This window comes from Pseudanabaena sp. SR411 (assembly GCF_002251945.1).
GTDB lineage: Bacteria > Cyanobacteriota > Cyanobacteriia > Pseudanabaenales > Pseudanabaenaceae > Pseudanabaena.
On the sequence record NZ_NDHW01000245.1, the window covers coordinates 18277 to 40321 of the forward strand.

The 22045-nt window shown below is 42.0% G+C and carries 21 protein-coding genes; 10 read left to right on the forward strand and 11 right to left on the reverse strand.

From position 1 onward, the window contains the following. Window positions 1-168: 168 nt before the first annotated feature. Window positions 169-585: a hypothetical protein gene (locus B9G53_RS25110; RefSeq protein ID WP_254923811.1), complete on the reverse strand. Its 417-nt coding sequence runs from the start codon at window positions 583-585 to the stop codon at window positions 169-171. Window positions 586-904: 319 nt separating this feature from the next. On the opposite strand from B9G53_RS25110, the gene B9G53_RS25115 reads away from it, so the two are divergent. The 3 genes from B9G53_RS25115 to B9G53_RS25125 all read left to right on the forward strand — a co-directional run bounded on the left by B9G53_RS25115 (window position 905) and on the right by B9G53_RS25125 (window position 8266). Beyond that, window positions 905-6256 (forward strand): hypothetical protein, encoded by a 5352-nt coding sequence (locus B9G53_RS25115; protein WP_094536159.1) that lies wholly within the window; start codon window positions 905-907, stop codon window positions 6254-6256. Between the two features lie 138 nt (window positions 6257-6394). After that, complete coding sequence (hisF, locus tag B9G53_RS25120) at window positions 6395-7183, forward strand: imidazole glycerol phosphate synthase subunit HisF (RefSeq protein WP_094536160.1); 789 nt, start codon at window positions 6395-6397, stop codon at window positions 7181-7183. 102 nt (window positions 7184-7285) lie between these two features. Continuing rightward, the gene (locus tag B9G53_RS25125; RefSeq protein WP_094536161.1) at window positions 7286-8266 is read left to right on the forward strand and encodes an FkbM family methyltransferase; all 981 of its coding nucleotides are present in this window, start codon (window positions 7286-7288) and stop codon (window positions 8264-8266) included. 95 nt (window positions 8267-8361) lie between these two features. On the opposite strand, the gene B9G53_RS25130 is transcribed toward B9G53_RS25125, so the two are convergent. Both B9G53_RS25130 and B9G53_RS25140 read right to left on the reverse strand, forming a co-directional pair. After that, window positions 8362-8829 (reverse strand): GNAT family N-acetyltransferase, encoded by a 468-nt coding sequence (locus B9G53_RS25130; RefSeq protein WP_094536162.1) that lies wholly within the window; start codon window positions 8827-8829, stop codon window positions 8362-8364. Between the two features lie 249 nt (window positions 8830-9078). Further along, on the reverse strand, window positions 9079-10695 hold the full coding sequence (locus tag B9G53_RS25140) for an NAD(P)H-quinone oxidoreductase subunit 4 (protein ID WP_094536164.1): 1617 nt from the start codon (window positions 10693-10695) through the stop codon (window positions 9079-9081). A 377-nt stretch (window positions 10696-11072) separates the two neighbouring features. Between B9G53_RS25140 and B9G53_RS25145 the strand changes: the two genes are divergently transcribed. From B9G53_RS25145 to B9G53_RS25170, 6 genes are all read left to right on the forward strand, one after another. Continuing rightward, on the forward strand, window positions 11073-12254 hold the full coding sequence (locus B9G53_RS25145; RefSeq protein WP_094536165.1) for an aspartate aminotransferase: 1182 nt from the start codon (window positions 11073-11075) through the stop codon (window positions 12252-12254). A gap of 17 nt (window positions 12255-12271) precedes the next feature. Next, the gene (gene lgt / locus B9G53_RS25150; protein ID WP_094536166.1) at window positions 12272-13123 is read left to right on the forward strand and encodes a prolipoprotein diacylglyceryl transferase; all 852 of its coding nucleotides are present in this window, start codon (window positions 12272-12274) and stop codon (window positions 13121-13123) included. After that, a complete protein-coding gene (locus B9G53_RS25155) occupies window positions 13120-13746 on the forward strand; it encodes a DUF2232 domain-containing protein (protein WP_094536167.1) in 627 nt (208 codons plus the stop codon). The genes lgt and B9G53_RS25155 overlap by 4 nt, the downstream gene beginning before the upstream one ends. A gap of 244 nt (window positions 13747-13990) precedes the next feature. Next, complete coding sequence (locus tag B9G53_RS25160; protein WP_094536168.1) at window positions 13991-14323, forward strand: helix-turn-helix transcriptional regulator; 333 nt, start codon at window positions 13991-13993, stop codon at window positions 14321-14323. Continuing rightward, the gene (locus tag B9G53_RS25165) at window positions 14316-14606 is read left to right on the forward strand and encodes a hypothetical protein (RefSeq protein WP_094536169.1); all 291 of its coding nucleotides are present in this window, start codon (window positions 14316-14318) and stop codon (window positions 14604-14606) included. Before B9G53_RS25160 ends, B9G53_RS25165 begins: the two co-directional genes overlap by 8 nt. Window positions 14607-14672: 66 nt before the next feature. Beyond that, a complete protein-coding gene (locus B9G53_RS25170; protein WP_094536170.1) occupies window positions 14673-15359 on the forward strand; it encodes an HAD family hydrolase in 687 nt (228 codons plus the stop codon). A 52-nt stretch (window positions 15360-15411) separates the two neighbouring features. On the opposite strand, the gene B9G53_RS27765 is transcribed toward B9G53_RS25170, so the two are convergent. The 6 genes from B9G53_RS27765 to B9G53_RS25195 all read right to left on the reverse strand — a co-directional run bounded on the left by B9G53_RS27765 (window position 15412) and on the right by B9G53_RS25195 (window position 19101). Beyond that, entirely contained in the window at window positions 15412-15585 is a 174-nt protein-coding gene (locus B9G53_RS27765) for a hypothetical protein (RefSeq protein ID WP_176453353.1), read from the reverse strand. 281 nt (window positions 15586-15866) lie between these two features. Further along, window positions 15867-16070: a phycobilisome linker polypeptide gene (locus B9G53_RS25175; RefSeq protein WP_094536171.1), complete on the reverse strand. Its 204-nt coding sequence runs from the start codon at window positions 16068-16070 to the stop codon at window positions 15867-15869. A 194-nt stretch (window positions 16071-16264) separates the two neighbouring features. Next, complete coding sequence (gene apcB / locus B9G53_RS25180) at window positions 16265-16750, reverse strand: allophycocyanin subunit beta (protein WP_094536172.1); 486 nt, start codon at window positions 16748-16750, stop codon at window positions 16265-16267. 135 nt (window positions 16751-16885) lie between these two features. Then, window positions 16886-17371 (reverse strand): allophycocyanin subunit alpha, encoded by a 486-nt coding sequence (gene apcA / locus B9G53_RS25185; RefSeq protein WP_094536173.1) that lies wholly within the window; start codon window positions 17369-17371, stop codon window positions 16886-16888. Window positions 17372-17622: 251 nt separating this feature from the next. Further along, window positions 17623-17937 (reverse strand): TMEM14 family protein, encoded by a 315-nt coding sequence (locus B9G53_RS25190; RefSeq protein WP_094536174.1) that lies wholly within the window; start codon window positions 17935-17937, stop codon window positions 17623-17625. Between the two features lie 201 nt (window positions 17938-18138). After that, the gene (locus tag B9G53_RS25195) at window positions 18139-19101 is read right to left on the reverse strand and encodes a M23 family metallopeptidase (protein WP_094536175.1); all 963 of its coding nucleotides are present in this window, start codon (window positions 19099-19101) and stop codon (window positions 18139-18141) included. Window positions 19102-19485: 384 nt separating this feature from the next. Between B9G53_RS25195 and B9G53_RS25200 the strand changes: the two genes are divergently transcribed. Further along, window positions 19486-20331: an inositol monophosphatase family protein gene (locus B9G53_RS25200; protein WP_094536176.1), complete on the forward strand. Its 846-nt coding sequence runs from the start codon at window positions 19486-19488 to the stop codon at window positions 20329-20331. 121 nt (window positions 20332-20452) lie between these two features. On the opposite strand, the gene B9G53_RS25205 is transcribed toward B9G53_RS25200, so the two are convergent. Together B9G53_RS25205 and psaC are read right to left on the reverse strand one after the other, a co-directional pair. After that, window positions 20453-21469 carry a M14 family metallopeptidase gene (locus tag B9G53_RS25205; RefSeq protein WP_094536177.1) on the reverse strand — a complete coding sequence of 339 codons (1017 nt, stop codon included), beginning with the start codon at window positions 21467-21469 and terminating at the stop codon, window positions 20453-20455. A gap of 216 nt (window positions 21470-21685) precedes the next feature. Then, the gene (gene psaC / locus B9G53_RS25210) at window positions 21686-21931 is read right to left on the reverse strand and encodes a photosystem I iron-sulfur center protein PsaC (protein ID WP_009628656.1); all 246 of its coding nucleotides are present in this window, start codon (window positions 21929-21931) and stop codon (window positions 21686-21688) included. Window positions 21932-22045: the final 114 nt, after the last annotated feature.

Consider the following 22045-nt stretch of genomic DNA (forward strand, 5'->3'; position numbering starts at 1 on the left):
TACCCCGTAGTAATACCAGTTCAACAAAGTGTAGTCACACTTTGTTGAACTCAGAAAAATACTGGTTTTATTTTTAATTCCCTGAAGTGTAGTCACACTTCAGGGAATTAAAAATAATGCTGAGCAACCACGGGAGGATTGCCCCTAACAAATAATGTGCAAATTTTTTTATCTAATCCCAATTAGTGATTTTGCCATCGGGAAATAAGTTGCCCATATTTTAGGGTCAGGACGACTAGCCCAGTCACGCCGAGAAACGATCAGTTGTAAGATAATAGCAGCTTGATCCTGATTTAGATTTTGGGCAGTAACTTTGACTGATACATCTGAGACAAGCACCTCACGATCAAATGTACGTTGAGCCGCCGATCGCGCAAGTATTTCGGCTTTACGAGTCATTACCGTAAAACCCTCATCTTGGTTAACCAGTAACCGAATATCGACCTCACGACGCTCTGCAACGGCACTACTAGCGATCGCGATAGTTGATAAAGTAGCGATCGCTGAAACAAGTAAGTAGTTAGTTAATCGACGAAATGGCTGAACCATCGAAAAAGTCGGAGAAACATGCGATTTGTTTTTCATAGTCATCTTCGCCAGAAACTCACAAAAAAATTTATAGAAAATCGCCAAGATATTAGCAAAAAACTGGGAAAGATGTGTGCTATTGTCTGCTAACAAATTTGGCTTTAGAGTGTAGCTCATTTGCGAGCCAATTTGCCTACCAATTTTCGTAATCTTGGGATTTAAGTACCTCAGCATAATTAAAAATCAGATCCAAAAGCTGTGCCGACCGCGCAGCAGTCGGTACAGCTTTTGGGTTGTATATTTTATTATGCTTATCTACTTATAGTCCTAAGACGATCCCTTTATCTGTCGTTATGGAGGTCTTGCAGGGGGCATTATGTCAAAAGTTCTGATTAGTAGTTTGATTGATCAAATCAATACATTGCTGAGCCGCCCCGTGGGATCAGTATCAAGGAAGCCTTCCCCAGATACTATTCACCAAAGAGAGCAGCTAAAACAGTTACGATCGCACCTCGAAAGCCTAGCTGATGATGCCCATCTAGGTAATTTAGAGCATCAGTATCAAGCTTTAGTAACGCGCTTGCAAGGGCAAAATCACCCCCATAATGACCCAAGCAATCCTCAGAGTAGCGAACAGTCTCATCAAAATGACTTAAAAACCCAAGAAGTCAAGACAGACAAATTTAAAACAGATAAACTAGAGACATTGCCACCCCTATTAGTTAGCCCAGTAAGCAACTTATTTGGCGCTGAATCTTACTTGACAAAGGAGACTAGCACAATGACGAATGGCACACCTGAACCCAACTCTACATTTGTCAACGATCGCATGATTGCTTCGCTCCAGCAAGCAATTCAACAGACATTGCAGCAGGTTGTCAAAGATTCAGTACAGCAATCCGTGCAGCAGGTGGTCAGCCAAACTCTCGCTGTCGAAAGAGCGCTTATGGTAGGAGAAATTTCGGCGAATTTAAATAAAATTGTTGAGTCTCAGCAGCGATCGCAAATAAGTCAAGAATTAATTACTTTAAATCAACAAAAACAAAAGTTAAACGCTGAAATCTCGCAGCTAGAATCCGATCGTGCGACTTGGATGAGACAATTTCAAGAGTTTCAAACTACTCAACAAGAAGCTTTAGATCGATCATTAAGTTCAGTAAATAATTATGTGCGAGATCAAATTTCTGACTCGTTACAACAGACAGTACAGCAAACTATGGCGGGAACAGTTGCTGATAGTGTCAATCAAACAGTAGTGCAGACAATCCAAGACAACCTAGCCAATCTTTCTGCAAATACTTCAGGTATTTCTAGCTCCGAGCCACCACAAGAGGAGTTTGTAAATAAAGTACAAGAACAAACTGATCGTTTTTTGCTCCATCTAGATGAAATGTTTAGCACAACATTTCGATCGCTAGAGCAGGAAATCCAAGAATATCAGACATCGATCGCCGCCAAACTTGGTCATATGGAAACCCTTGAACAAAAGGGTGAAGCCTTAATTAATGCCTTAGTTAATCGGATTAGCCAACAGACTATCCAAACACCACAACAAACCTCTGAAGTCACTCCATCAGATGTCGCAATATTGCCTGAATTACCAGATGATATTCCCATTTGTTATCTAGAGACTTTTACAGAACCTGCCGATGAAAATCTGATTAATGCTTTGTTAGCAGGTAATGAGTTCGGCGAAGCGATCGCTGAAGTTCAAACACCTGAAGCCCAAACTATTGAAGTTGAGATAAGTCCTTTAGAAGTGGAAACTGATGGTGAAGATTTCCTGTCAGCACCACATCTAGAGGATTATGCTGAAAGCAATTTAGATGAAAATGACACAAATAACGCTGAGGAATCTATAGACTTAAGGGTTCCTGATCTAGAAAGTATATTAGAAGCCTCTTCTGAACCCCTATTTGAAGAACCAGTTGCTGAAATACAGGCTGATCCGTTAGTTGATTTAGCTGGTTTTGGCACAAGCATTATTCTCGACCCACAAAGTGCGATCGCTGCCCGTGAATTAAATCCTGATTTTGATTTAGAAGCGGCCACTCAAATCGTCGAGAGGTTTGATATCCCACAGGATCGAATGGAAGACGATGGCGAAGAAGGTAATGCGATTGACTTACTATCATTAAATTTCCCTGTATCAGAGGGAGTCAGTGAATCTGGTGAACTAATTGATGATCCTGAACTTTTACAATGGTTGGAGGAGAGTAATAATCGCCCTAGCCCAACGACAAATATTGCCGATGTTTCCCCTGATGAGGATCTATTATCATGGTTAGGAAACGAAGCTCTAGACATGGCGAAACTACCTACTCAGAGAGAAGAGCAATCCTCTTCAATGTTCAATAGTTCACCATCTGAGCTAGAAATTTTCAATCCTTCTCAGATAGCCCCTAATATTGCCTCGGCTAATATCAGTTCACAGACAAATCCAGACAATCCAGATAGTATAGAGTCCAAAATTGAACAGTTTTTAAATAGCTCTCATAGTGATCAAGCTGTTGATTCTGACGAATCACTAATTCTACTTACTAGTAAAAGTTCTGACGATTTTGCATTTCCAGAATGGGAAGATTCATTAGTTGATGATCTTAATTCGGATTTAGAACGCCTTGACGCTGGCGTTGGCTCAGATCCGCAAATAGCGGCTAAACTTGATCAATTTATTCGCAATACTCCCTATGCCCTAACCAATTGGGAGACTGAAGAATCTCAAGCTTATCCTACGATCATTGAGGTCTCAGCTCAATCATCAAGCAGTAAAAATGTTAACCCACCATCAGCAAGCGATGAATTAGAAGTTCCACCAATTATTGAGAATCCCAATGCCTTATTTATTGATCGATTTGCTGATTCTTTTACTGATAATGACGAACAGTCAGAAATTGTCGTAGATAACGTTGACTTACAGCAATCTCCCTTTACAAATGAAGCCAATGATATTCCTGAGATTTTTGATGACGAGGATTCGCTATTTGATATAAAACCAGAAGATCAAATTTCAGAAATAGATTTAACTCTCTCTTCTAAATCTTCATCCAACTCATCCTCATCGAATATTGATGAGATGGATGCAATTTTTGCAGAAGTAATTGCTGAAAATGCCGCTAAATATTCTCAAACAACACCATTCGCCGCTAGTGATGAACTGGATGAACTGTTTGAGGAATCACCCAAAGTCAGTAAGCAGGAAATAAGTACCAATCCAGATCTAGCTCTAGATGATGAAAGCGAACTTGACACACTTCTATTTGGTTTTGATCCTGCAACTGAATTAGAAGAACCAGATACAGTCATGCAAGTTATACCGCAAGTAGGCTATAGCAAAATTGACTTTGGTGCAGAAACAATCAAAGCGCCTGTTGCCTTTTCAGCAACAAGTGCATCTATCGAAGAACAATTAGATACGATCATGCAAGGCTTTGCTCAGGAAGATTCGGTAGATTTGATCGATACTTCAGCCATAACTGGGTTTGTGGAGACCGAAGAAATCCCAACAATATTAGAAAGTTCAAATATTACTCAATCTGAAGATGATGATTGGGACATAGCACTAGAAAAGCTTGAATCTAAACTAGTACAGCCAACTACAACCCAAAAAGATAATAGTCCTAATACTGAATCTTCAGAGTTATCTGCTGATGAATTTTTTGCTTCTTTGGAATACGACAAATTGAATAGCTTCGCAGATACTACCGAAAAGGCTACGTCACCAAAACTGTCGGAGAAAGGATCGTCTGAAGCGATCGCTGATTTTATTGATTTAGAAAATAATGCTGAGAGTGAGGAAGAAGACCTATTACTGAATGAGTTTGCAGATGCTCAAGATGATGCACCTAGTAATATTGCCGATAATGAGTGGGATAATTTACTCAAGGACTTGAACTCATTTAATTTTAATAATCCATTACTTGATGATCGGCGAGAGCAGCTTGGGCTGTCATCAGTAGCACCAATTAGCGACACCAGTGAGAATGTTTTCGATATTGACTCCCTTGTATTGGAATCACGAAGCATGGCGCTGATTCCCACTCCACCTGAGAAAGAAGTATATAGCCTTGATGATACTTGGGTTTTAGGAATTGATTTTGGAAGTACTGCCATCAGAGCCAGCCTACTAAATGCTGATACTGGTCGGGTATATGCGCTATATCTTGATGATGTTGATGAAATGCCATGCAAAGTCGTGTGGACTGAGGATCATCATAATCTGGATGACCCAATCGCTACAGATATTCGGATTCTTACGAAGCGATCGCAAAATGCTGGGCTTGAAACTGGTGAAGTAGCTTTTGTCCATTTCAAACAGTTCCTTAAACTGGGCTTACCCTATCGCGGTGTGAGTGCTTGGCAGCCAATTATTCAATGGTCAGATTCTCGTCAAGCGAGTCTGCGGTGGTTAATTGCAGCTCTCAAAAATTTACTCGAGCAGATTCAAACTAGGGCAAATCATCCCAAACTTCCTGATGTTGGTTTGATTTTACTGAAGTTGAGCGGCGTTGTATTTGGATATCCTTCTAACTGGTCAGATACTTATATTCTCAATGTCCGTGAAGCAATTCTTAAAGCAGGATTAGTCAATCAAGCTGAGCAGGTGATGGCAGTCGATCAGGCGATCGCGCCAGTTTTGTCGCTGCTTCATGATCAAAAAATTTCTCAGGAAATCACGCTTTTAATTGATGCAGGTGCGGTTACTACCAATCTCTGTCTGACTAAGGGACTGAGTGAGACAAAAGATCGATCCAAGCTTCATATTCGCAGCCTTGACTATGCGGGTGTCAGCATCAGTCAAGATATTGTTGTCCAACTGTTCTATCCACACTGGCAGCTAATCACCAATCCTAACCGCCATCTCTGTAATTTCGAGCATCTCAGTTTGCCAGAGATTGGATCTTCTGCACCTCAGCAACGGATTCTCCTTCAGCAATATTTATTGAGTTCCCATCTTGGACAACAAATGTTGGAACTAGCCGATCGCGTCAAAGTGACATTTGGCAGAGACGTGGGTGTAGATAGTTGGAATGAAGAGTTGATGGGACAACCAATAGTCGTCCTGCGACGGGAATTGGAAAACTTGATTTTGCAACCATTTATCCAACGTCTCAATCGTGAACTCAATACCATCCTCAGTAATGCAGGCATTCTCGGTGAAGATGTACACCAAGTTTTGCTACTAGGTAGCACAATGCATATTCCCTTACTATCGCGTTGGCTCGCCCAAAAGCTCCCCAATGCCAAGATCGATCCATTGGCTACTTCGGTGGTAGCCAATGGCTTAGCCGTATCACCGCTCTATCCTAATTTGCAAGATGTCGCACGTCAGCAATATTCTGATTACTTCCTCTTGCAAGAGATTTGCCGACTCAACCTGACTAAGGCTATTAATCCCAATCAACTGCTTCAACAATTACAAATGCGTGGCATTAATATCAAAACCTGTCGCGATCGCATTTTGAGCATTTTACAAGGTGATTTACCCGAAGGGTTATTTCCTTGGCAAGAGCCAGAAAGCTCGGTAATTTTAGAAGATCCGACTCTCAGTAGTGATTTATTTGCAGGTAGATTATTTGAACTGGAAACCGATGGCACGTATCAGCCCAATGTGACCAAGTTCCAGCAATTACGTGTGTATTTACAGGCGATTATTGGCAATATGAGTCAAACTCTGAACGAGCCACTAGTTTTTCCTGAGATTAAAACTATGGCAATGTCTAAATAAACAAAAGGAGTGCTTAGCACTCCTTTTGTTTTCAAAGCCTTGCAAAGCAAGGCTTTGAAAACAACCTAAGTTTGCGTGAGGCTCAAAGCGCTGTAAAATATTCTCTCTTGCTGTGATTGTGGAAAAGTTAAAGAGCTTATGCTAGCGAAACGCATTTTGCCTTGTCTAGATGTGAAAGCAGGTCGAGTCGTCAAAGGGATCAACTTTGTTGATCTTAAGGACGCTGGCGATCCTGTCGAACTAGCACAGGCTTATAATCTCGCAGGAGCCGATGAATTAGTATTTCTTGACATCACTGCTACCCATGAAGATCGCGGTACTATTTTGGATGTGGTCTATCGCACTGCCGAGCAAGTATTTATTCCGCTTACAGTGGGCGGCGGTGTCCGCAATGTAGACAATATTCGTGAGCTTTTGCGGGCTGGAGCAGATAAGGTAAGTATGAATTCCGCAGCAGTGCATGATCCAGATTTGATTAATCGCAGTAGCGATCGCTTTGGCAATCAGTGCATTGTGGTGGCGATCGATGCCCGACGCAGAAATGACCCGAACAATAGCGGCTGGGATGTATATGTGCGAGGTGGTCGGGAAAATACAGGTATTGATGCCCTCTGGTGGGCGCAGGAAGTGGTCAAACGTGGTGCTGGCGAAATTTTACTGACAAGTATGGATGCTGATGGCACAAAGGCTGGCTACGATCTGGAGCTAACCCGTCAAGTTGCGGATTTGGTCGAAGTTCCTGTGATTGCTTCGGGTGGTGCGGGAAATTGCGAACATATTTTGCAAGCAGTGACTGAAGGTAGAGCAGAAGCAGCGTTGCTGGCTTCGTTACTGCATTATGGCGAACTGACGATCGCAGAAATTAAGGATTATCTCTCTGCAAACCAAGTCCCTGTGCGATCACTGACTTCCTCAAATAAGTGCTAATTACAAAACCGTAAAGTTGCGCCCCTGCGGGGCGCAACTTTACGGTTTTGTAATTAATTATGTCCATTCTTGCCAAAATTTCAAAAGAGATAGAAAAACTTTATGATCCATAATTTTCCAAATACTAAAGTAAGCAAACGAACTCAACCCGATGATTGGCTGTACGATCGCTCAGTTTTAGGATGGATACTCAATCCAAATCTGAGGAAGCAATTACCATTTCTATATCGCATCTTTGGTTGGTACTGCAAATTGTATTTTAGTCTCACTGGCAAGAGCTATCTCCTCGGTGGACGAGAGTTATTTAGATTTCTCTCAAATATTTTCTATCGACTTTCACCTGATCAATATCTAGAACTCCAACTATCGGGCTATCAAGTATTTTTGAATCCGACAGATATGCGACTTTTTCAAGTTGTTAATGAACTAGCTAGTGAAGAAACCGACACGCGAGTTTTATCAGGTTTATTGTCTGAGGGTGATACATTCCTCGATGTTGGCGCAAATCATGGGAGCTTTGCGATCGTGGCAAGTAAGATGGTTGGCGAAAAAGGTTTTGTTCTTGCAGTTGAGCCACAGCCACGTCTAGCCAAGGCTTTAGAAAAATCCCTCACTGCTAATGCACTCTGCAAATTCCAGATCTATAATCTAGCAGTTGGTGATACCGATGGTGAAATAGAACTATTAGTACCAATCGGCACATCTGGCTCAGCAGGAATATTTCCAGAACATTCCGCAACCCATCAATACAAGACCTTCACCGTTCCACTCAAACGATTTGATGAATTGGTGGAATGGCAAAGTTTTACTGGCAAAGTTATACTAAAACTAGATGTGGAAGGTAGTGAATGTGCTTTTCTCTCAGGGGCTAGAAAAATGATTACGGCTTTAAAGCCAACTCTAATCATTGAAGTCCATCCCACCAGTCTCAGAGCCGCAGGAGCCACGGGAGATCAACTGAAGAAACTATTGCAAGAGCTTGGTTATAAATATTATGCAGAGATAGGCGATCTCGATCGCATTTTTGCTCTAGAAGACTTAAACACTAATATCCAACGAAATGTGGTGATGATGATGGCTTAAACATATTTAATGCGATCGCCTTACAGCAGCAACGCTTAAACTCAAATCAATAAATTTTTTAAAAGTGCTTTTTTGCAACACTTTTAAAAAATTTATTATGGAATCCACTTCAAAAAACAGCGATTATTATTTTGCTCGGTAATTTCTGCGCCTAGTCGCTTGTAAAAACTCAGTCCCCGTATATTTCGAGCATCAGCATTCCAAGCAAGATGAGTGCAGTCATTTTCCTTGGCAATTTGACCAAGTTTATGCATTAATTCTGCTCCCACTCCCTGATTTCTCATTTCTGCTTCCACATATAGATCGTCAAGCCAAATGCTTGGTTGACCTACAAATGATGAATACCGAAATCCATATAAAGCAAAGCCAACTTCACGACCTGACAACTCTGCAAACAATACGTAAGAAAAAGGAATTTCTCGAAAAATCGTTTTGAGAATTTTTTCCTCTGATACTTTCAACTCACCAGAAAATGCCCCAATTTTGCGATCAAATTCTGATTTTTTCTGAATAAAAGACAAAATGAGTGATACGTCATTTGGATTAGCAGATCTAACTGTCATCTATTAACCTATTCTCTTTCCAGTGAATAATTAGTGGTGCATAGCCATAACACCAATTATTCACTTTATAACACCTATAGCAAAGCAAGAGATAACTATGACAAATCAAAACCAAAAAGATGAGTGGCGGCGCGAAGCGCCGCCACTCATCTTTTTGGTTTTATGTTCTAAGCAAACCTTACATTGCTATACACAAAAAAAGAGCGCTGTAGCGCTCTTTTTTTCTATCTGTACAGAATTTCTTATTGACTACTCAACAATTCCCAAAAGAGTTTGAGGATTGGGGTGAAATAGCTTTGGAGCAAGCAAACCTGATGAGTAAAGATGTGGATTAGTCTGAGCAACTAAACTAAAAGCACCACGCGCTTGCTCAGTTACCGCTACAGTTTTTACATCATAGGTCTGAGTTGCTAATTTTGGATAAAGCCCGATCGCTACAATCGGTACAAGTAAGCAAGTGGCAATAAATACTTCGCGAGGTTTGGCATCGCTAACGTACTTATCAAAGTGCAAAGCAGGGTTTGGCTGACCGTAGAAGACTTGTCGCAAAGTTGAGAGCAGATAAATTGGCGTGATAATTACGCCAACGGCGGCTAAACCAATCATCACAACTTTGAAATTAGTGGCATAGACATCACTGGTGGTAATGCCAAGGAAAATCTTCAACTCACTCACAAATCCACTCATTCCAGGTAGAGCCAAAGAAGCCATAGCCGAAGCGGTCATCAAAGCGAAAGCTTTGGGCATGATTTTAGCAATACCTCCCATTTCATCCATCATTAAGGTATGGGTGCGATCGTAGGTAACCCCTGCTAAAAAGAAGAGAGCTGCGGCAATCAAGCCGTGGGATAGCATTTGTAAAACCGCCCCACTTACGCCCAAATCATTGAATGAAGCTAATCCCACCAGAATAAAGCCCATGTGTGAAATCGAAGAATAGGCTAAGCGTCGTTTGAGATTTTGTTGTGCGAAAGCTGCCATTGCTCCATAAACAATGCCGACTACACCGAGAACTGCTAACAAAGGCGCAAAGTAAACATGGGCATTGGGCAACATTTCAATATTGAAACGGATTAAGGCATATCCACCCATTTTCAATAAGACCCCAGCTAGTACCATCGATACTGGCGCAGAGGCTTCCCCGTGAGCATCTGGTAACCATGTATGTAAAGGGAAAATCGGCAATTTCACACCAAAGGCAATCAAGAAACCAGCATAGGCAAGTAGCTCAAAAGCGATCGGGTACTGCTTCATTCCCAGTTCTGCCATATTAAAGGTAGTGGTATCTCCGTAAAATGCCATCGCTAAACCAGCGACAAGAATAAAAATCGAACCTAATGCTGTGTAGAGAATAAACTTGGTTGCTGCGTAAAGACGCTTTGGTCCACCCCAAATCGAAATCAACAGATAAACGGGAATCAGTTCTAATTCCCACATAAAAAAGAATAGTAATAAATCTTGAGCAGCAAATACGCCAATCTGAGCGCTATATAAGCAAAGCATCAAGAAATAAAATAGACGGGACTTATGCTTTACATTCCAACTAGCGAAAATTGCTAAGGTGGTGATTAAGCCTGTCAATAAAATAAGCGGCATTGACAATCCGTCAACTGCTAATGACCAGTTCAAGCCAAGCTGAGGAATCCAAGCGTATGTTTCTGCCATTTGAAACGATGCTTCATGCAAATTGTATTGGCTCCAAAATGCATAAATCATTAATGACAATTCAATAAAACCTACTGCCATCGAATACGATCGCACATTCTTAGCATTACCGTATTTGTCAGGAATAAAAGGAATTGCGAAAGCTGCTACAAGGGGTAACAAAAGAATTGTGGTAAGCCAAGGAAATTCTGCAACAGACATGATGAGGATAAATACTTACTCGTTGATCCAATTGTATTAAGAATTTGTAAACTTGTGTTAAGTCTTTTGACATAAAAGTTAACAAATTGTCAAATCATCAAGATAGGCTCAATTCTATATCCACACTTGTTTTCTGGGATTTAGATTGATATGCATCTATAAATTGTCATCCAAATAATGAATATCATCGCTTTATTACTATCGTTAAACCTTAAAACTAGAAACAACACTTTATCCTCTTGCTAGTTTCTTGATCGCAAGTGCGATCGCGAGACAATTTCTATTAAGATCGAATTTCTATAACAACACCAGTTGAGTTGTTGTAGCGTAGCTACAACAACTACATCCATTCACCCTTATACGTTCTCACAACACAAATGAAGACTTGGCTCAAACCTGCTCAACGACTAGGAAAACTACCTCCATACGTTTTTGCACGTCTAGATGAGTTGAAGTTACGAGCGAAAGAGCAAGGTCTCGATTTGATCGATCTGGGGATGGGTAATCCTGATGGACCTACCCCTGAACCCGTAGTTGAAGCAGCAATCGCCGCTTTAAAAAATCCCAAAAATCATGGCTATCCTCCCTTTGAAGGCACGGCAAGTTTTCGTCGCGCGATTACGGATTGGTACAAGCGCCGTTACAATGTCCAGCTTGACTCTGAAGGTGAAGCATTACCTTTAATTGGCTCTAAGGAAGGTTTAGGACATTTAGCGATCGCCTATATCGATCCAGGTGATCTTGTACTTGTGCCAAGTCCTGCCTACCCCGCTCATTTTCGAGGTCCCTTGCTAGCTGGTGGCGAAATCTATGAAATGATCCTCAGTCCAGAAAAGGACTGGCTAATTGATTTAGATGCGATTCCCGAAGATGTGGCAAAACGAGCCAAGGTGATGTATTTCAATTACCCAGCCAATCCTACAGGAGCGATCGCTCCCCGTGAATTTTTTGAAGAAGTAGTCGCCTTTGCTAAGAAATACGAGATCTTATTAGTGCATGATCTCTGCTATGCCGAGCTTGCCTTTGATGGCTATACACCCACCAGTTTGCTAGAAATCGAAGGCGGCAAAGATGTCGGTGTAGAATTTCATACTCTTTCCAAAACCTATAATATGGCGGGCTGGCGTGTGGGCTTTGTAGTCGGCAATCGCCATGTGATTCAAGGTTTACGCACCCTCAAAACTAACCTCGATTATGGGATCTTCTCCGCAATTCAAGTAGCTGCCGAGACTGCTCTGCAACTGCCAGACAAATATCTTGAAGAAGTCTGCGATCGCTACAAAGAGCGACGTGATTTCTTGATATCAGGATTAGGCGAACTAGGTTGGAATATTCCCAAAACCTATGCCACGATGTATCTCTGGATTCCTGTACCTGTAGGTATGACTTCCGCCGACTTTGCTCTTAAAGTATTGGAGAGTACAGGCGTAGTATTTACTCCTGGTAGTGCCTTTGGACAAGGCGGTGAAGGCTATGTCAGAATCAGTTTGATCGCGGACTGCGATCGCTTGGGCGAGGCACTGAATCGTCTTAAGCAAGCAGGAATAAGGTTCAAGTAAAAAGGAAAAAGGAAAAAGTGTTTAATCTGTTGCCTCTTGCTTTTGAATTTACATCTCCAGGTCCGATCGCCTTTGAGATTGGACCACTTTCGATCCGTTGGTATGGACTGTTGATCGCCTCGGCGATTATTTTGGGGACTGTTTTGGCACAAACTCTAGCTCAAAAACGTAATGTTGATCCAGAGTTAGTTGGTGATTTGGCGATTTGGCTTGTGGTTGGAGCGATTCCTTGCGCCCGTTTTTACTATGTCCTATTTGAATGGCATCGCTTTCAGACTCAAGAATGGTACAAAGTTTTTGCGATCTGGGAAGGCGGGATTGCGATCCATGGAGCCATTATCGGTGGGGCGATCGCCGCAACCATCTTTTGTAAGCGTCAAAAAATTTCCACATGGATGATGGCTGATATCATCATGCCTGCTGTAATTTTGGGACAAGCGATCGGGCGTTGGGGCAACTTTTTTAATTCCGAAGCTTTTGGTAGTCCCACGGATTTACCTTGGAAATTATTTATTCCGATCAATCGTCGCCCCCCTGAATTCGTGAATGAGGCATACTTTCATCCCACATTCCTATATGAATCCCTGTGGAATCTTGGTGTATTTGCGATTTTAATCTTTGCCTTTTTGCGATTTCCCAAACTGAGGACTGGCACGATCACGATGATCTATGCGATCGCCTATAGCCTTGGTAGATTTTGGATTGAGGGTTTACGCACCGATAGTTTAATGGTGGGTGGGCTTCGCACTGCCCAGATGATTAGTCTTAGTGCGATCGCCGCAGGTATTTTTGGTTTAGTGTGGCTATACGGATTGCGTCGGCGTTTTCCTGATACCACTCCCAAAGAAATCCCGTCCGAAAATCTATGACCAAATTGCCCCATACCGATCCGCGTGAAATGGTAGAAACTGCATTCCTTGCAAGTACTACCGCCATGTTGTTTTTAATTAACTTTTACTTCCCTCTGGGACCATTGCTGCGCATGCTATTTCCCCTACCAACAGCTTTAGCCTATTTACGCTGGAATAGTCGGGCTGCATGGATGGCGATGGTAGTAACCGCATTACTTTTGGCAATTCTGATGGGCCCAACCCGCAGCATTCAGTATATTGTTCCCCATGGTTTAGTCGGAGTCACATTGGGATATTTGTGGAAACGGGATTTTCCTTGGTCGGGTTCCCTTAGCATTGCGACGATGATCGGCTCAATTGGCACGGCTTTTCAATTTGCTTTTTTATCAATTTTATTAGGCGAAAATGTTTGGAATTATTCAATTGTGCAGGTTACAGGACTACTCAATTGGCTACTTCAACTTTTTGGTTCATTAGAACAACCAGATTTTGCTGCCATCCAAACCTTTGCGATCGCCGCAATTATCTTTAGTAATTTCGCATATCAATTACTTGTGCATCTAGTGGCTTGGATTGTGCTAGATCGACTTGGCAATCCTATACCCAGCCCCCCAAAATGGATCGAATCTTTGTTAGCTTGAGCTATAGCCTAAAACCCAATAGAGAGTTGCGGCGCTTAGCGCCGCAACTCTCTATTGGGTTTGACTGACTACAGCTATAAAATAACCACTTAAACGATTTTTTATTCCATGCATGAGCATAGCTAAGACAATCTTGGGAAAAACTTAATTAATTGACACAATCTCGAATAAGAAATTATACTCATTAGTTAACCGCCAGAATGAGTATAATTCTGAAATATTGGCGCAAATCATCTTCGTTACCATGACCAACCCTGCCGAATCAAATCAAACTGTAATTACAAATTCATCAATTGCTCTATCTGAAAGAGAATTGCAAGTGATTGAACTAGTAGCTGCGGGCTTAACCAATCAAGATATCGCCGTCAAACTAGCGATCAGCAAACGTACTGTCGATAATCACATCAGCAACATTCTCACTAAAACTAAAACTGACAATCGAGTTTCCTTAGTACGTTGGGCTTTGCAATGGGGAAAGGTATGCATTGACGAAGTTAATTGCTGCATTCTCGGCACTCATGTAGTCGGTAATGTTTTAGAAGCAAAAGATATAGAGCAGGAATTAGAAAGTGCCTAGTGGTAACTTAGAGATTAATCGCTACAGGATTGTTTACAGTCCTGATATTGCTTTAGCCATGTATCGAGAGTTAGCATCCCATCTCGAACAAATTGACGACAATATTAATGCTGAATTATTTTGGCAAGAAAGTACTGAATTTAGTTACTTAGGTAGTCAAATTGGAGGATTGTGGCTTACATATCCGCAATCTATTCCTGAGCAATTCCAAGTTTTAATCAAAAAAATTTTGAACCACTATGGAGTTTGGTTTTCTGAACCCAATTTAGCCATTAATTCTTAAAAGCCAATAATTCATAGTGCGCGAAGCGCACTATGAATTATTGGCTTTTAAGTTATTCTCAAAACTATGAAAAAACGCATATTTACTGATTTCGATGGTCCAATTATGGATGTATCAGGGCGCTATTACCAAGTTTATTTATATTGTCTAGATAAGATTCGGAAACCAGATCAGAGAGTCACAACCTTATCCAAGAGTGAGTTTTGGGAGTTAAAGCGATCGCAAGTACCAGAAAAAGAAATTGCCAAGTTATCAGGTTTTGAAGATGAACAGCAATCCATTGCTTTTGCTCACCTGCGTCGGGCTACTGTCCATACAGATCCTTATTTTGAGCATGATAAGCTCATCGAAAGTGCCATATCCGCACTAGAAAAAGCTCAACATTCAGGTATCGATCTTGCTGTGATGACCATGCGTCGCCGCCGCGAGCTTGAGCCTGTACTGGATAAATACAATTTAAGACGCTTTTTTGCAAGCGATCGCATTTTTTGCCTTGATGATGACTATATAAAAACTGTCGATACTCAAGACAAACCCAAATTAATGAAAATGGCTCAAGCAAGTCTGCCCGAAGTCCAGCAACAATGGATGATTGGCGATACGGAAGCAGATATTATCGCTGCTCAAACCTATGATATTCCTGTGATTGGAGTTTTGAGTGGTATTCGTAATCAAGCACAATTAGAAAAGTACAAACCAAATCAAATACTTCCTAACTTACTATCATCAATAACTAAGATTCTAGACCCATAAATCATAAAAAGCAGCGCATTGCGCTGCTTTTTATGATTTATGGGTTTCCAGATTACATTCCCCCTAAAAACTCTTGCTTAGCAATTTTCACCATAACAGCTTGCTGACCAAGATAAAGCATGTGCAACTCAGTCAGGAGTTGCTTAGCTGCATCTAGATCGATGTTTTGGATCTGCTGGCAAAACATCATGTGGGTAAATTGCTTCTCGATAGGTAAGTCACTCATAAGTACCTCTTTTACGAATCAACCAATGACACTAAACTATGACAATAACTAAGGCATCGAAGTTGCTTAACAGTAGATATTAGTCACCGTGTCAACATAACGTAACAATACTTTAAAGTTATTAAAAAAACTGTATCATGATAAACATTTTTTCTAGATATACCCAAAGAAACATTTTCGACAAAAAGTCATAGAGTTATTCCTTATGATTATCATAAGCAAATCCCCAAACAAAAAAGGCTCGCTTAGCGAGCCTTTTTTGTTTGGGGATAAGAAAAAAACTAAAGTAAGCCAGTATTTGTGCCTTGCTTGCCTGTAGCTAGTTCAACTTTTACAATCTTGCCACCCATTTTCATAATGCGTTGCTGTTCAGCGAACCAGTTGTCATAGGACACTAGCTTCGTGAAATAGGTATTTTGCAACTCTCGTTGTGTACGAATGCGAGTTTGGCTAGGTACACAAGCAGTGATTTTAAAAGTCCGCATAGCGGCGATCTCCTTCAGAGCCAGTTATTTAAAGATTAATTAGAAGTTAATTTCAAGGAAATATTTCTAGACTGATATAAGCGTTGGCGGCGAGATAGGAAGCTCAAGCTAACCTACCTCCGCCGCCTTAGTAAATATTAATTAATTTAGAAATTGAATTAATAAATAGATAGCAATCAACGCTATATCGGCAATTAGCTCAAGCCAGAGCTGATGTAATCAAGATATACACCCAATTCTTTACCAGCGTCAGAACCAACGATGCTAGCTGCAACTTCTTTGATTGCTTGGATAGCTTGAATGGTGGAAACTACAGGTACTCCAAGGGAGTTGTAGGTTTCTTTCAAGCCATTGAGTACACGCTCATCAAGGATAGAAGCATCACCAGCAAGCATTGCATAGGTTGCATAGCGTAGGTAGTAGTCGAGGTCGCGGATACATGCGGCATAACGACGGGTGGTGTACATGTTGCCGCCGGGACGGGTAACATCTGAGTACAACAAGGACTTAGCAACAGCTTCTTTAACAATGGTTGCAGAGTTAGCAGCGATCGCAGCAGAAGCACGAACGCGAAGTTCGCCAGTTGCAAAGTAGCTCTTTAGCTTTTCTAGAGAAGCGGCATCAAGGTACTTGCCTTGAACGTCAGAAGAATTGATGACGGAAGTAATTGCGTCTTGCATTTTTGTATATCTTTTAGGTTTGCAATTAGTTTTTTGAATTACGGATTCAGAATTCTGAATGGCTTAAATTCTGTTTTTAAATACAATCGATTTGAGAACAATCCGATAACAATCTAAGAGAGTTCGGAAATCGCCTTACTGCATTGCACCGATGACGTAGTCAAAGTAGTAACCAGCTTCGGCTGCATCTTCACCAGACAACAAGGAAGCGGCTGCATTTTTGAGACCACGTACACCTTCGACAACACCAGGAATAGGAGTGCCTAAAGAGTTGTACATTTCCTTAACGCCAACTAGACCGATTTCTTCGATAGGGGTGACATCGCCAGATACAACTCCGTAGGTTACTAGGCGGAGGTAGTAGTCGAGGTCACGTAGGCAAGTTGCGGTCATTTGTTCACCGTATGCATTTCCACCAGGAGAAACAACATCAGGACGCTTTTGGAAAAGTTGATCGCCAGCTTGCTTAACGATGCGCTCGCGGGATTCGGTCAAAGTTTGGGCAATGCGAAGACGGCGCTCGCCAGAGCTTACAAAGCCCTTAATGCGATCTAGTTCACCAGGGCTGAGGTAACGTGCTTCAGCATCTGCATTCACGATGGACTTCGTGACTACGCTCATTTAATTTTTTCTCCAATCAAAAATGTGAATAAAAACGATTGATGTGATGCCGTACCATGCAGAAATTCCTTTGCTTTAGTAATGTCCTAGGGACAATCACAAAAAGGTTGGGGGTGATCTGACATGGAGGGTTTCTTTGTCAAAGCAATGATTACCAAAACATTTTGAAGCATTGCGTTGTCCACAAGCTTTTCTTCATCACACTTCTTAACATTTCATATGTTATCACCAGAGGTGAAAAGCGAGATCAATTAGGCTGAAAGTATTGCTACTCCAATGGTTGCGATGCCTCCGAGGATCATTAACCCTGCGGGCATAAATTTTTTGGTTTTGATCAGACGCACGACAAAAACGATCACTAACAGGGATGCGATCGCCATACCAGCGATTTTGCCCCACTCTTGATTTTGGGCGGTCGCGATTCCTGTGATAATTAATCCCAAACCGCTAATGCTGCCTGAAATAATTGAGGCTTTGCTTTGACTTTTGGTAAATCCGATGATGCCACCGATGATCGCAATTACTCCGTAGGCTAGTAAAGCAATGGCACTAGGGGAAAAGTTCATAGGGTTATAAGAAAAAATTTTTGATATTTATTGAACTTACAACCGATTGAGCCTTTATGGTATAGCTGCTCAGCTAATGAAACTGTGCGCTTAAATATAAAACCTTAAAACCTGTGGCGCACGCTGCGCGTGCGCCACAGGTTTTAAGGTTTTAATTACACCTAGCCACTTATCAGCTAAAAATTGCTATAGATTCTGGATTTAGATTCTGGCAAGAATTTTGACTGAATCTGAGGCAATGCGGTTGAGATATGGCGCAGGATCGAGCGCGATCCAACCATCGCCTGACGGAACCATTAACTCAAAGTGTAAATGGGGACCAGTGGAGCGTCCTGTTGAACCAACAATGCCAAGTTGCTGACCTTGGGCGACACTTTGACCTTGGTAGACATAGATTGCTTCTAGATGGGCATATCTTGTGCCTGTAGAGCCATGATCGAGTTCGACAAGGTTGCCATAGCCACCACCCCAACCAGCAAACTCAACGACTCCCGATTTGGCGGCGAGGACGGGAGTGCCGAAGGATGCGCCAAGGTCAATGCCACTATGAAATGACCAGATTGCGGTCACAGGATTCATGCGCCAACCGTAGTTGGAGGTGACGGGGACAGCGTAGGGCAAAGGATAGCCGCCTGTTTGCATGATAATTGCAGGGTTGCTGGAACCACGATTTGCGATCACAGGATTGAAAGGAACTGGATCGGGTTTCCAGATTGCCCCAGGCACAAATACGACTTTGGGCTTGCGTTGACAGCCGTTACGCTCGAACAGGACATCGGCACGAATATTGTATTTTTTGGCAACGGTGGTGTAATTCTCTTCGTTTTGGAAACGATAGGTCAAACCGTCTAGAGGGGGAATCGACAGAGTTTGCCCCACCTTGACTTCACCGTTACGGACTTCGGGGTTTAGCCCCATTAGGGTTGCAGTTTTAAGTTCGTATTGCTTGGCGATCGCTTCAAGAGTCTCACCTTGCTTAACTTTGTGCTGAGCAAGATCGTCGAGGGTGGGCTTACCACAAAGCTCTTCGGCTTCTTTTGTGTTGGATTGATCAATGGGATTGAATGGGGTTGAGGTGGTTGCGAGTACGGCTGAGGGAAATAAACTAGCGATCGCACTGGCGATTAGAACTGGGAGCAGGGATATTTTCCAAGACGGCTTCATGGAGTGTTACTTGAGATATATGTGAGAGATATGTGGGACAGTAAGAGGCTAAATTTGTGATTTGATAAAAAAGTAACAAAAGATGAAGAATTGCGACAAAAATCTTCACAAAAGAAATGCTTAGATATTTTCGCAGCGATCGTCCCCTTATAGACACCACCGATCTGGTGAAATTACAGCAATTACCGATCAAACAAACCAAGAATTTCTTGGAAAGAGTTGCAAAGCAGTACCTCCCAAAAATTTCTTGGTTCAGGTTTGAGCGCAAAGCGCTGTAGATAGTTGTGTATCATCCGCTAATTTTCTGGATTGGCGACATGAATGCTCACAATCGCAAGTCTAATCTTTATCTGAAATTACTCAAACAACACACTTTTTAAGATCATGACAAATTCACTGGCTTCTGTTAGTAAAGAGCAACTACAAACATTCCTAGATATTGCTACTGAAGCGGCTTGTGCAGGAGGCGCAATTCTAAGATCCTATTGGGGAAATCTTAAAGAAATCGAAGAAAAACGCCCAGGGGATTTGGTAACGATCGCCGATAAAGAGTCAGAAGCAATAGTTCTCTCTATTTTGCAAAGACATTTTCCTGATCACGGAATTTTGGCTGAAGAATCGGGTGTATTGGGCAATACCGAAAGTCGATATTTATGGGCGATCGACCCTCTGGATGGCACAACTAACTATGCTCATCAATATCCATTTTCATCCGTATCGATCGCTTTATTGATTGATGGAATTCCTGCCGTAGGTGCGATTTATGATCCTTTTCGCGATGAAATATTTCGAGCAGCCACAGGCTTAGGCGCAACTCGTAACCGTTTACCAATTCATGTTTCTAGAACCACAGAACTTAGTCGGAGTTTGCTCGTAACTGGCTTCGCCTACGATCGCACCCTCGTTGAAGACAATAACTATGCTGAGTTCTGCCATTTCACGCATATCACCCAAGGTGTGCGACGTGGAGGCTCAGCGGCGATGGACTTAGCCTATGTAGCCTGTGGTCGCTTAGATGGCTATTGGGAGCGTGGTTTATCACTGTGGGACTTGGCGGCGGGTGTGGTGATTGTGCGTGAGGCTGGTGGAATTGTCACTGCTTACGATGGCAGCGAACATATTCCTAAGTCTGGAAGGTTGCTTGCCACCAATGGACATTTGCATGAACAAATGATTGTAGAGTTAGCATTAATCAAGCCTTTACCATTTAAGTTTCCCTTTGGGCGTTAGAGTTCTGCGATTTAATAAGGAACCGATTTTTTGTGGTGCGGCGAAGCCGCACCACAAAAAATCGGTTCCTTAGCTCCACTCTGAAAAAGCATAAAAAAGCTGGTGCAAAGCACCAGCTTTTTTATGCTGGGGTTGGGAAACGTTCCATGAGATAGCAAAGGCAATCTTGGCGCACAATGTCAGTGTTGAGGGTGAGCATTGACGGCATTACAGGAGCTTTTAAAATAATTTCGCCATTTTCAATTTGGAAATAGCGATCGCCTTTTTCTTCACCCTCTTCGCTCACAGCAGACAAATAGGCTTTCTCCGTTTTCGCTTTGCCAAAGTTTGCCCCAATTGGTAATTCGCAAAAATTTAAGCAATCCATACCATTAGGGAAAGTAATATCATCATCAGGTTCGCCCGTAAAGCTGAAATTAATTTCTTCTGGGACTTTGACGATCGCTACCGTGTGAAACAAATCAATATCGGTGATCGCCGAATCAGGCAAATTATCAAAACTATCTAGATTCAGGCAAGTTTCTACATATTCCATTGCATGAGCCGTGCCATCGGGTAGATCAGGCTGTCCACATTCCAACACGATCGCAGGGCAAAATTTACCAAAGGCGTAGGATTGTACCGTCTTAGGGCTGGTGTAATACACCACAGTTTTATCGAATAGCCGCGCTAAATGTCGAGAATGCTTATCTAAGTGGGTAATACAGCCATAGTGAGGATTTTTACCCGTATTATTGTGAATATCGATGCTGGCGAATACCCCACGCGATCGCATTTCACTAATTACCTTTTGCGCCATGATTTGTTCTGGTAATGGCTCAGATGCATCCCCAATTTGCCAAATGCGATTGTAGTCAGGCTGGTGGGCTAAATGCCTTTGGCGATATCTCGCACCTTCGATATTGCCAATAAACAAAGAAAGCGATCGCGGCAGCTTTTTGTGTTGATATTTGCGAAGTAACTCGCGCATTGCTAACCAACTAGTTGTTTCATTGCCATGTAACAAAATCGAAACAAATAATGCTGGTTGGAGATCTCCTTCTAGGTGGATCAGTGTGGGGCGATCAAGTAATTGCCAAAGTTGCGTAGATTCAAGCTCTAGTAAGCCGTCAGGTAGGCGATCGAAAATATCAAGCATAGAAAAAATTAAAAAAGCAATTCCTCATAGTAAAGGCACGCTATGCGTGCCTTTACTGAATCAAAAGGCACGCATAGCGTGCCTTTTGATTTTAAAAACAATTTAGGCGCACCAATTGGTACGCCTAAATCTAAATGCAGGATAAAGAATAATTGCACTTAACGAAAAATAAACAAGAATCTTGCCAACTAAAAAATAATTATAAAAACTATAAAATTAGTAGGTAAGACCCATGCTGCGGCTGGTTTCAGCACCAAGATAGACACGGACGCTTAGGAAGTCAGTGGGGCAAGCAGTTTCGCAACGTTTGCAACCAATGCAGTCCTCGGTACGGGGAGAAGAAGCGATTTGAGCCGCTTTACATCCATCCCAAGGAACCATTTCCAAAACATCACAAGGACAGGCACGCACGCATTGTGTGCAGCCGATACAGGTGTCATAAATTTTGACTGCATGCGACATATTGCTATTGCTCCAATCAATATATGTACCTATTTAGGCACGGGATGTTTAAAACCAAGTTTATCGTAGAGGTTTACATTCGACACTTAGATTGTGAGATAACTTAAAACAAAT